Consider the following 11,718-nt stretch of genomic DNA (forward strand, 5'->3'; position numbering starts at 1 on the left):
ATCACCCGCTTGTGCAAGCCAGGAAGAGCACATGGCGTATTGGCGGACGTTGCGTGAAAAAATAAATACATATTCTCAGATGAACGCGGCCATGGATAAACCGACAGCAGATGGACATTATCCTTCTCTACCCGATTTGGCGCCTGTTAACCCGAATCCCAACCGAAATAACATGTCCCGACACCACATGATGCTGGAACGTAATCAATGGCTGCATACATTCGGTGTTTCCCAAGAGTTTCCGGCGGCACGTGATAACGTGACCCTGAATTTTGTTGATATGATGTTAAGTGACCTGGTACAGAGAAAATACGGCCTGTCCCTGACGGCGCATCAACTTTCCAGAAAAATCTCCCTGCTTATTCTTTTTATGAAACACGACCGCAAAGGCATGCAGCCGACAACGCATATAAAAGAAGGGATCTATAGCGTCCGGCAACTGTTGCTAAAGGAATTCTCTAATGCCATATTAAATATAGGTAATAATGCAAAAGAAGATAATGATTATATCATTATTAAAACTACCATTTTGGGATCTGATAAGGAAAATTTTCTCTCCTATCTGGAATTTATTATTAATGGTGACGCCATCACCCTGACGGCTGAGCTAGAACGGTTGCTTGAATACTTTGGTGCTAGTACGGATATCAGCGCCGCTTATATTACTATGGCTAAAAACCGGATGGTCGCGGCGTTGTTCCCATTTATGGCCAGCGACGCGGATCGTGATTTACGAAATATGATTGATCGCTGGATGGATGGACTGATAGGCGAGCGGCTGATCAGTGTGGCTACCCCTGAAGGCCGGTTCACTGTTCCGGGCATTGTCGCTATCGCCGAGCCAACAGGCGGGTTATTTATCTCCCTGGCAACGGGCAGAATTTATCTTTGGACTCCTGACGACGCATCCACCGCATTAAAGCACTTTATCGCCGGGCACCTCTCGATTCAACATAAAGCATGGCTAGAATCAACCAGTCTGACACCAAGGTTGAATAAGCCTGCCTGTATTTTAGAATCCACTATCGTGTTGATCAATCAGGTCAATATTTGGGAACGTTTAAGACATCTGGATATGGAAAAACTGGACGAGCATATTGGTTATAATGCTCTGGTTTCAACCAATCCAAACGATGCCGGCCCTGATGACGTGACACAACAGCGTTTACTGGCTGCAAGCAATGCCATTTCTCTGCTGGCGCTGTTTTTCAGCGGCGGTTCACCTGCGGGCTGTGCCGCCATGATACTGGGCGATATGCTGGCGGGTGCCGGTAGTGTTCTGCAACTGCAAAGCGCCGCCCGCGAACAGGACGCGCAAAGGCGCCAGAAGGGCTGGGAATCAGCCTTGTTAAGTATAGTGATTACCGGCATAACCGGCGCGGCGGATATCTATGGCGTGATAAAATCCTATGGTAGCCAGGGATACGCATTACTGCACGAGCAGGCGGGCAGGATCGGTGAATTGTTAAAGTCCGCCACCACCGCCACACAGGTGGCCGAGACTTTTACCAAAGGGGAAACACGCGATCGTATGGTCATGTTGGTTAAAGCGCTGGTAAATGAAGAAAAAGGTCGTTTAAATATCCTGGGAAATAACAACATTAAGGCGATGCTGCAAGTGTTTCAGCTATGTCGCCGGATAGATGATGAAACCTATCAATTTGCCAATGAACTTTATTTTTGGGATGAAAGTTCTAGTCCAAAAATAATTTTACGCGAAAGGGAGTCATTGCGTTTCATTCCCCCTGGCTATAAAGTTGCGGTAGTGGATAATTTAACCAATAAATTGACGCTATTATTGCTTAGTCTAGGTAACGACAGATTTGCCGGCTTTGGACTGCAAAAATTGGATCACTCTCTTTCCGCCTCGCAGTGGCAAGAAGTTGGCGGCGACGCCTTCATAATGAATAACCAGCAACTGATATTAAAGAATGGCAGGTCCGCCACCTTGTATGTTGAGGATTATAATGTGGTATCAACATCGACGTTAGACAAGGAAATTTTCAGTTATGATGATAATTTAGCCTTAAGGTTTCGTCGTTATTGCAATCGATTCAAATTTGAAGGGAATTTAAAACAAGCATTAAAAGGAGTGGAACGCTTTGCCATTAATCATGGATTTTATAATGTCCGTTATCGCGCACTATTTATTTTCGACCCAATTATAAATAGTGAAGTTATTCGCCATTACTTGTTGGCCGCTAAATATAAAAATATAGATTATCTACTTGAGCCTAATGCTGAAAATTTACGGTCTATAAAACTGCCTGACATCGAAGATGTGGCGATTTTAACTGAGGATAAATGGACCCTGAGCTTTAAAAATTCCGGTTCCGCCGCTTTGATCACTTATAAAGACTTCGCTACGGAACAACTGGCTCAAGATTATCAGGAAAGTTTTATGATTAGCCGCGACAATGAACAATTATTATTGTCGCCGCCGGGTTTCAGTGAATTGCTGCAGCCGGCTACGCCGATAACGTTTTCAACTTTTTTATCGCATTATGATGGCGTGGAACAACAGTTATTGCTGCAAAAAAAAATACGTAAATCCATTATCAAAGATCAAACGTCCAAAAACAGTTATGAATTTATTATATCGGTTATGCAAAAAGCCGGACAGCTCACGCTTAATCAGAAGGATAATTTATTGGCAGCATATAAAAAAAACTCCTCAGAAGCGATGCTTGAGATTATACCACATCCCTTTCAGATCAGGACTTATAGCGACATGCTGCGTATTGAACCGGGAAAACTGGTTCGTTTTACTAATCTTCAAGACAGTTCAATCTCACATCTGATGCTCAGCGTGGGTAACGGCAGGTTTACCGGGATGAATAATAGCCTGCTGGATGCGGAACTCAGTGATGAAAAATGCATTTTGATTACTGAGCAATTGGGACATTTCAAGGACGATGTGTTAGTTACTTATAACCAATGTAAAAGCTTTATGGTTGAAAAAGGGGATTTTCCGCACTCAAGCCCGACAAGCAAAAGTATCATGGATATTGCCAAAGAACTTAGCGCTAAAAGTTCCAACGAAAAAACCAGCATCCGTTTTGCACTGGAAATTTTAATTGCCGCTAAACATCTCGTACCTCAGCAAGCCGATGCGCTGGAACGTTTGGCAAGGCTAATGATCGGAAAAATGGATGGTAATAGGATATCAATAATAAAGCTCAATAAATTTATGGTTATAGATAAGTATATTGACAATAACGCTCAGCTTGCCAATGTGGCTGCCGGAAAGTTGTTGGTTTTTTATACCGATGATAAAGATTTTCATATGATGGTCAGCTTGGGGGACGATCGTTTTGCGGGACTTAACAATGATTATATCAATAATATGCTGAGGAGTGATCAGAGGATAGTTTCTTCGCAAGAGATAGGGGATATCACTAACGGCAGAAGGATCAATGATCAAAAATCCTTTAAGGTTGTGGTCGGAGAGGGTAATTTAGAAAAAAACCGGATTTCAGCATTATTAGGGCCTGATGGTCGTATTGACTACGTTCGCAACGGGCTAAATAGCCTGCAAATGGAAATAAAGGCCCATGGCGCCCTGGCTTCCATCAATCATTACGACGCCGTTGAACTATCAAATATTATTCTTGGGTTACATCGCTCGCTGCACCCGGATCAGCCTATTAGCCATATCGAGCTGATCTCGTGCTTTGGCGCGTTAGGGGGACGGCGCTCTTCCGCGCAGATTATGGCCGACAGGCTGGGTGCCACGGTAGAAAGTTATCGCGGGGTGATTACCGACAGTAAATCGCGTAATCGGGGGACGGGAGTTATGTTTAAGCCGCAGCGTGGCTGCGGTATTGAACGGCGGCGGGATAACGAGCGCTGGCACCGGCGTATCCATGATTTCATCGAGGACGCTCTTAGCCTCATTGGAAATTTGCCATTCCAGCGCCACAGCAGGGCGGTTAGTGAAAACATTCCCTTCGGCATGGTGGTAATTGATGTGCTGCATTTTCTCAGGAAAGAAATCGGCGCGCAAACGCTGATGGCTTATTATCCCGGCCTGATGACGGCGGAATCCCTTTATCAGGCCAGCTTGCTGGCAAACCCCACCGGGGATGAGGAAACGCTTATCGCCGCCATGCTGACCATTTTTTATGGCAGCCGGACTATGAGCAACGCCCTGGATGCCTATATTTTGTCGCGGGAATATAAGGAGATGCCGGCGGGGACTCTCGTCGTGGACGGACAAGATTTACGCCATCCGCTGCATTGGCGGGATGTCCTGCCGTCGCTGGACACCTTCCGGCAGCTCCCCTCGATCGTTGTTTCCAGGAATCTGCTGAGCAAGAGCAATATTTATATCTCTTTAACGGACGATAAAGATCATTTGAGAGAATATCTCATCCGCCTGGGTAGTGAATGCCATCGCAAGACATTATGGCCACTTTTACTGGCTAATTTTTTCAAGGAAAAATCTGCTTTCTTTCCCATTATGGCGGGCGTCAGAGATCAGGATATTTTAAGCATGGGATTTGATTTCTCGCATTTTCATTTTTATCTTAATTCCTGGTTAAGGTCTGATTTCAGCCTGCAAATCGATATGACCACCGACGAACCCAGGCTTGATCCCATTCAGCCCGCGCACTATGTTCATTTTAGCGAAACAGGCGGAAGGCGTACCGATACGCGCGATGATATCGGATTAGGGCATTCCCTGTTGGTGGAACAAGTAGGGCGGCTCGCTTTGCAAATGAATGAGACGTTAATCGTTGACCGCCCCGGCGGGCCCGATGATGGTGAAAATAACGGTTCGACAATGTCCCCTTTGCCGTCAACGCCAAGGGTGGTCATCACACTGCTGGAAAACAGGGAAAGGCTGGTGATGTTGCAAAGGAATATACCAAGCGAAATATTTTCCGACCAGGGAGAGATCGCTTTTTTTATTGCCACCGAAGTTAATAAATATACCGAAACCATTAAGCTTGGCGCCAAGGATCATCTGGATATTAGACCGGTAAAATCGAACAGCCGCAACTTTATCTATGGTGACCCGGGCATCCTGCAAAAAAGCTGGATATTGATCAATCTCATTCACAATGATTAACAGATGGCGGGTTTAATCCGGCGATCGGAAAAAACGGCCGGCATATTGCCGGCCGGATAGTGGGCGGATTACCGGCTTAACGGCCGGCGTTGCTGATTTCAGCCACCAGATAGTCGACGATAGCGCTGATTTTCATCATCTGCTTTTCGCCAATCCGGCGGTGTTTATATTCAATCTCTTCGCTGTCGAGATTGCGGTCGCCGATAACAATGGTGTGCGGTATGCCAATCAGCTCCATATCGGCGAACATGACGCCCGGGCGCTCCTTGCGATCGTCGAGCAATACGTCGATGCCTTTGGCGCGCAACGCGTTATAGATGCCTTCCGCCGCATCCTTGACCCGGAAGGATTTATGCATGTTCATCGGCAGGATGGCGACCTGGAACGGAGCAATGGCTTCTGGCCAGAGGATGCCGCGCTCATCGTGGTTTTGCTCAATCGCCGCCGCGACCACCCGGGAAATGCCGATACCGTAGCAGCCCATGGTCAAGGTTTGGTTACGGCCGTCCTCGCCCTGAACGGTGGCATTCATCGCCTGGGAATATTTGGCGCCCAGTTGAAAAATATGGCCGACTTCAATGCCGCGCTTAATCTGCAGCGTGCCCTTGCCGTCCGGGCTGGCATCGCCTTCCACGACTTTGCGCAGATCGGCGGTTTCCGCCAGCGGCAGATCCCGTTCCCAGTTAATGCCGAAATAATGCTTGCCGTCGGTATTGGCGCCGGCGCTGAAATCGCTCATCGCCGCCACGCTGCGGTCAATCACCAGCGGAATCGGCAGGTTGACCGGCCCGAGAGAACCGGGGCCGGCGCCGACGGCCGCGCGAATTTCTTCTTCGCTGGCGAACTCAAGAGGGCTTGCCACCTGCGGCAGTTTCTCCGCCTTGATTTCATTAAGCTGATGATCGCCGCGTATCAGCAGTGCGACCAGCGCGTGGCCCGCCTCGTTATCGCCGTGAACGATCAGCGTCTTGACGGTTTTGCTCACCGGCAGGTTGAATTGTTCCACCAGTTCATTAATGGTCTTGGCGTTGGGCGTGTCCACCAGGCGCAGCTCTTCAGCCGGCTGCGCGCGCGGATGGGACGGGGCAACCGCTTCGGCCAGTTCGATATTGGCGGCGTAGTCCGAACCGCTGGCGAAAACAATATCATCCTCGCCGCTGTCGGCCAGCACCTGGAACTCATGGGAGGCGTTGCCGCCGATGGAACCGGTATCCGCCTGTACGGCGCGGAAGTTCAGGCCGATACGATTGAAAATGGCGCTGTAGGCCTGGTACATGGCGTCGTAAGTCGCCTGCAGGGATTCCTGGCTGGTATGGAACGAGTAGGCGTCCTTCATCAAAAATTCGCGCGCGCGCATCACGCCAAAACGCGGGCGTACTTCGTCGCGGAATTTGGTCTGGATCTGGAAAAAATTCAGCGGCAGCTGTTTGTACGAACTGATTTCATTGCGCACCAGATCGGTAATCACTTCCTCATGGGTGGGGCCGAGCACGAACGGACGATCCCCGCGATCGACAAAACGCAGCAATTCCGGCCCGTACTGTTCCCAGCGTCCGCTCTCCTGCCATAGATCCGCCGGTTGCACCACCGGCATGGAAACCTCAATGGCGCCGGCGTTGTTCATCTCTTCACGCACGATGGCTTCGACTTTTCGCAGTACCCGCAGGCCGGTGGGCAGCCAGGTATACAGGCCGGATGCCAGCTTGCGGATCATTCCGGCGCGCAGCATCAGCTGATGGCTGATAACCTCGGCGTCGGCGGGGGTCTCCTTAAGGGTGGAGAGCAGATATTGAGTAGTACGCATGATAGTTGGGTTCCACAAGAACGGCTTAATGCCACAGGCTGCTTATCGGCAGCAAAGTATCAAAAGTGAATCAGTTTACCAGTGCAGGCGGGCGGCCAAAAGAGAGCAAATGGAAAAATCGCAAAAACCTGTCCGCGGCCGGTATGCGTTCGCCGGCGACGGCCGCTGATTACCGGCTCTCGCCTGCCGCGGCGCCGGGATAATCCTCGATCGACAGCACTTCGGTCACCTCGCCCAAGACACGCCAGCTGACATTAAAGGTCAGCAATAGCGCCGCGTAGGTGCGCTCGCCGTCGCGATCCCGGCGATAGGCTGGGCGCGGATCCTGCGCCAGCACATCGGTGAGGAACCGGCGCAAGTGGGGATAACGGCCCGCCAGCGCGGCCAGACGATGCTCCGCCGCTGTGGTAAAGGTTACCGCCATCGAAGCCGCGGGAGGATGCAGGGCGAAACCGGCCCGCGCCGCGGGGATGCTTTCGGCATAGGGCAGATAGGGTTTGATGTCCACCACCGGCGTGCCGTCCACCAAATCCAGGCTGCCCAGTTCCAGTATCACTTCCGCGCCCTGAAGGCGGATACCGCGCAGCGCCACCAGGGACATACCTATGGGGTTGGGGCGAAACGTTGAACGAGTGGCAAACACGCCGATACGGCTATTGCCGCCCAAGCGCGGGGGGCGCACCGTAGGATGCCAGCCCTGTTCCATCGTTTGGTGAAAGATAAACAGCAGCCAGATATGGCTGAACGCCTCCAGCCCGCGCACGGCGTCCGGCTGGTTATAGGGCGCCAGCAGCCGCAGTTCGCCGGTACCGTCCGGCACCAGTCCCGGCTGGCGGGGAACGGCAAATTTTTCTTTATAGGGCGAATGGATTACGCCGATTTGCCGCAGGGGGTAGGCGCTCATTGCGAAACTTTCAACGCCGTGCCCTGGCAAACGGCCTGCTGATAGCATCCCGCCACCGCCCGCACCGTTTCACACTGGTGCAGCAATACCGCGTTGCCCTTCATATACGCCGCGCGCATCTGCATTTCCTTGCGCGCCGCGGGCAGGCTTGGCGGTGGATCCTGCAAGCTCACCTGGCAGGTGGAGCCATACACTTCGCCCAGATCGCGGAACGGTTTACCGACCAGCTCTTCGGCGGATTTATACAGTTTGGCCGGCTGCGGGCGCGCGGGGGCCTTGTGGGCGGGCGGCGCGCTCTTGAACGGAGAGACGGGTGCGGCCTGGGTCGTCGTGGACGAAGGGGGCGTATGGACCCATGCACACCCCGTCAACGAGAGCACCAAAATACATCCAGGTAAAGCACGCATACATTTTCCTCTGATTATTTTTATTTCAACGGCGCTATTGAATCAATCTACGGCATAAATAACAAGACGGGCCGTAGCCCGTCTGGTCAAAAACGCACGTTATTAATGTATAAAGATTACCAGCCTTTAACGGCGCCGCCATTGAAGACTTTATTGGCGGCATCGTTAACTTCATCGGATTCATATGCCTGCACGAATTTTTTTACATTTTCGGCATTTTTATTATCTTCGCGGGCCACGATCAGATTGACGTAGGGAGATTCCTTATCTTCCACGAACAGGCCGTCTTTCGCCGGGGTCAAGCCAATCTGGCTGGCATAGGTGGTGTTGATAATCGCCAGGGCAATTTGCTGATCGTCCAGGGAGCGCGGCAATTGCGGCGCTTCCAGTTCAACCAGTTTCAGGTTTTTCGGGTTGCCGACCACATCCAGCGCGGTTGGCTGCAGGCCGACGCCGTCCTTAAGGGTGATCAGGCCCACTTTCTGCAGCAGCAGCAAGGAACGGCCCAGATTGGTCGGGTCATTGGGCAGGGCTACCTGTGAGCCTGGCTTCAGTTCATCCAGGGATTTGATTTGTTTTGAATAACCGGCAATCGGATACACAAAGGTATTGCCCACGGGCGTTAGCTTATAACCGCGATCCTTGATTTGCTGATCAAGATAAGGTTTGTGCTGGAAGGCATTGGCGTCGATATCGCCTTTGCTCAACGCTTCGTTAGGCAGCACGTAATCGTTGAAGGTGACCAGCTCGACATCCAGACCATATTTTTCCTTCGCCACTTTTTGCGCCACTTCGGCAACCTGCTGTTCCGCGCCGACAATCACGCCGACCTTGATATGGTTTGGATCTTTTTCTTCCTGCCCGCAGCCTGCCAATGCCAGGGAACCGATCAACGCGCTGACGGTAGCCAGAGTTTTTATTTTAGAAAACATATCCCTTTCCTCTTGTGGATAAAGTTGCCGCAATGAAACGCCGGAATGGCAGTTTCATTATTGACTATTTATGGGTAACGGCTTTGACGATTCTATCGCCGCCGATTTGTATTAAAAACACCAGGATAACTAATAACGCCAAGACAATATTCATGATGGTCGCGTTATAACCGATATACCCGTACTGGATACCGATTTGACCCAGGCCGCCGGCGCCCACCGCCCCCCCCATGGCGGAATAGCCCACCAGGGTGATAAGCGTGATGGTGGCGGCGTTCACCAGGCCAGGCAGCGCTTCCGGCAACAGAACCTTGCGGATAATCTGCAGCGGCGTGGCGCCCATGGCGCGCGAGGCTTCAATCAGGCCGGCCGGGATCTCCAGCAGGGCGTTCTCCACCATGCGGGCGATAAACGGAGCGGCGCCGACGGTCAATGGGACAATCGCCGCCTGCAGGCCGATTGACGTGCCGACAATCATGCGGGTAAAGGGGATCATCCACACCAGCAGGATAATAAAAGGAATGGAGCGAAAGATATTCACCAGCGCCGAGGTTGTGCGATAGACCTTGCCGTTTTCGATAATCTGCCCGGGCCGGCTGATATACAGCAATACGCCGATGGGCAGTCCCACGACGAACCCCAGGAAACCGGAGACAAATGTCATCATCAGTGTTTCCCAGATTCCCTTGGCGAATAACGCCACCATGGCTTCAGACATAACCCAGTACCTCTACTTTAACGTGCTGCTGCTGCAAAAAGGCGATGGCGTCACGGGAATTTTGTTCATCCCCGGCCATTTCCGTCAGCATAATGCCGAACTTAACCCCACCGGCATAATCCATCTGCGCGCTGATTATATTATTGTTGACGTTAAAACGCCGGGCGGCCTCGGATAATAACGGCGCATCCACCGACTGGCCGGTAAACTCCAGCTGCAGAATGGGGATTTTACCCGCCGACGGCGCGTCGGTCATGCGCTCGCGATAGTCGTCCGGTATATCCAGATGCAGGGTGGACTTGATGAATTGCTGGGCCAGCGGCGTTTTGGGATGCGAAAACATTTCGCTCACGGTGTCCTGTTCGATCAATTCACCCTGGCTTATTACCGCCACCTGATCGCAGATGCGCTTCACCACGTCCATTTCATGCGTAATTAACAAAATGGTCAGGCCGAGGCGGCGATTGATATCCTTCAGCAAAGCCAAAATAGAACGGGTGGTGGCCGGATCCAGGGCGCTGGTGGCTTCATCGCACAGCAGCACCTTGGGGTTGCTGGCCAGCGCCCGGGCAATGGCGACCCGCTGTTTCTGGCCGCCGGACAGGTTGGCCGGATAGGCGTCGGCCTTATCCTCAAGCCCGACCAGGGTCAGCAGCTCATTGACCCGCGCAGTGATATCGCGCCTGGATAATTTATCCAATTCCAGCGGCAGGGCGATATTGCCGGACACGGTGCGCGAGGACAGCAAATTAAAATGCTGAAATATCATGCCGATTTGCCGGCGGGCGGCAATAAGCTGACGCTCAGGCAGGTTGGTAAGATCTTTACCATCGACCAGCACCGTACCCCTGGTGGGACGTTCCAATAAATTTACGCAACGGATAAGCGTGCTTTTACCGGCGCCGGAAGCGCCGATAACGCCATAAATCTGACCTGGCGCAACGTGCAGGGAAACATCCGACAGGGCATTAATAGTCAGGGCGCCCTGCGAATATTGCTTGGTAATATGAGAGAGTGTGATCATGCTTTTTTAGGGTTACTGGTTACCTGTTGCGAGAATAAATGGCACCTTTACGATATCCGCAGATATCAGCGTGCGTGGATGTTAGGGCGTCTAGACGGCTAAGTCAACTGGGTTTCATTTTCTCCGTTTCTCTTCGCCCGATAAAACATGCGATACTGGGCGCCGTTTATGTTGTCAGGAGCCAATCAGTGACACAGCCTGTCCCAGCTATATTTTTAGACCGCGATGGTACCATTAATGTCGATCACGGTTATGTACATGAGATCGATGAATTTCAATTTATCGACGGTGTTATCGATGCCATGCGGGAATTGAAAACCATGGGATTCGCCCTGGTGGTGGTGACGAACCAGTCCGGTATTGCACGGGGTAAATTTACCGAAGATCAGTTTATGCGCCTAACCGAGTGGATGGATTGGTCGCTGGCCGATCGCGACGTGGAATTGGACGGCATCTATTTCTGCCCGCATCATCCCGACGGCGTGGAAGGGGAATACCGCCAGGATTGCGACTGCCGCAAACCCAAACCTGGCATGCTGCTCGATGCGCAGCAGTTCCTGAATATCGATATGGCGGCCTCCTATATAGTAGGTGATAAGGCCGAAGACATGCTGGCGGGGCAAGCCGCGGGCGTCGGCGCCAAAGTGCTGGTGCGCAGCGGCAAGCCGCTGGACGAAAAGGCCCAGGCCCTGGCGGATTGGGTGATAGACAGTCTTGCGCAACTACCGGCTGCCATTAAACAGCATGCAAAAAGTGCATAACGGTTAGATTTTAACCGGTCGGTTAAAATGACGTTTTTTTTACTTGCCATTTTTCCGTACCCCCCTATAATGCGCCTCCATCGACCGGTAACGT

At 51.6% G+C, this 11,718-nt stretch carries 8 protein-coding genes; 2 read left to right on the plus strand and 6 right to left on the minus strand.

The window, feature by feature from the left end; translation table 11 throughout:
- Window positions 1–31 precede the first annotated feature (31 nt).
- Window positions 32–5,074: a hypothetical protein gene (locus tag ACL2XN_RS22960; protein WP_413729540.1), complete on the plus strand. Its 5,043-nt coding sequence runs from the start codon at window positions 32–34 to the stop codon at window positions 5,072–5,074.
- A gap of 76 nt (window positions 5,075–5,150) precedes the next feature.
- On the opposite strand, the gene proS is transcribed toward ACL2XN_RS22960, so the two are convergent.
- From proS to metN, 6 genes are all read right to left on the minus strand, one after another.
- Window positions 5,151–6,878, minus strand: a complete 1,728-nt coding sequence (gene proS / locus ACL2XN_RS22965; protein WP_413727761.1) for a proline--tRNA ligase — start codon at window positions 6,876–6,878, stop codon at window positions 5,151–5,153.
- A 169-nt stretch (window positions 6,879–7,047) separates the two neighbouring features.
- Window positions 7,048–7,782, minus strand: coding sequence for a tRNA (N6-threonylcarbamoyladenosine(37)-N6)-methyltransferase TrmO (gene tsaA / locus ACL2XN_RS22970; protein WP_413721320.1), 735 nt, complete (start codon window positions 7,780–7,782; stop codon window positions 7,048–7,050).
- Entirely contained in the window at window positions 7,779–8,189 is a 411-nt protein-coding gene (gene rcsF, locus ACL2XN_RS22975; protein WP_410013740.1) for an Rcs stress response system protein RcsF, read from the minus strand. Before rcsF ends, tsaA begins: the two co-directional genes overlap by 4 nt.
- A gap of 116 nt (window positions 8,190–8,305) precedes the next feature.
- The gene (locus tag ACL2XN_RS22980; RefSeq protein WP_410013741.1) at window positions 8,306–9,121 is read right to left on the minus strand and encodes a MetQ/NlpA family lipoprotein; all 816 of its coding nucleotides are present in this window, start codon (window positions 9,119–9,121) and stop codon (window positions 8,306–8,308) included.
- A 64-nt stretch (window positions 9,122–9,185) separates the two neighbouring features.
- Window positions 9,186–9,839 carry a methionine ABC transporter permease MetI gene (locus tag ACL2XN_RS22985; protein ID WP_410013742.1) on the minus strand — a complete coding sequence of 218 codons (654 nt, stop codon included), beginning with the start codon at window positions 9,837–9,839 and terminating at the stop codon, window positions 9,186–9,188.
- A complete protein-coding gene (gene metN, locus ACL2XN_RS22990; protein ID WP_410013743.1) occupies window positions 9,832–10,863 on the minus strand; it encodes a methionine ABC transporter ATP-binding protein MetN in 1,032 nt (343 codons plus the stop codon). The genes ACL2XN_RS22985 and metN overlap by 8 nt, the downstream gene beginning before the upstream one ends.
- Before the next feature lie 188 nt (window positions 10,864–11,051).
- On the opposite strand from metN, the gene gmhB reads away from it, so the two are divergent.
- The gene (gene gmhB / locus ACL2XN_RS22995; RefSeq protein WP_413729542.1) at window positions 11,052–11,624 is read left to right on the plus strand and encodes a D-glycero-beta-D-manno-heptose 1,7-bisphosphate 7-phosphatase; all 573 of its coding nucleotides are present in this window, start codon (window positions 11,052–11,054) and stop codon (window positions 11,622–11,624) included.
- Window positions 11,625–11,718 lie beyond the last annotated feature (94 nt).

Source organism: Sodalis sp. RH22, assembly GCF_047324165.1.
Taxonomy (GTDB): domain Bacteria; phylum Pseudomonadota; class Gammaproteobacteria; order Enterobacterales; family Enterobacteriaceae; genus Acerihabitans.

Coding starts and splice junctions, on each gene's coding strand:
- ACL2XN_RS22960 (WP_413729540.1), top strand. CDS start 32: ATGGCGTATTGGCGGACGTTGCGTGAAAAAATAAATACATATTCTCAG.
- proS (WP_413727761.1), bottom strand. CDS start 6,878: ATGCGTACTACTCAATATCTGCTCTCCACCCTTAAGGAGACCCCCGCC.
- tsaA (WP_413721320.1), bottom strand. CDS start 7,782: ATGAGCGCCTACCCCCTGCGGCAAATCGGCGTAATCCATTCGCCCTAT.
- rcsF (WP_410013740.1), bottom strand. CDS start 8,189: ATGCGTGCTTTACCTGGATGTATTTTGGTGCTCTCGTTGACGGGGTGT.
- ACL2XN_RS22980 (WP_410013741.1), bottom strand. CDS start 9,121: ATGTTTTCTAAAATAAAAACTCTGGCTACCGTCAGCGCGTTGATCGGT.
- ACL2XN_RS22985 (WP_410013742.1), bottom strand. CDS start 9,839: ATGTCTGAAGCCATGGTGGCGTTATTCGCCAAGGGAATCTGGGAAACA.
- metN (WP_410013743.1), bottom strand. CDS start 10,863: ATGATCACACTCTCTCATATTACCAAGCAATATTCGCAGGGCGCCCTG.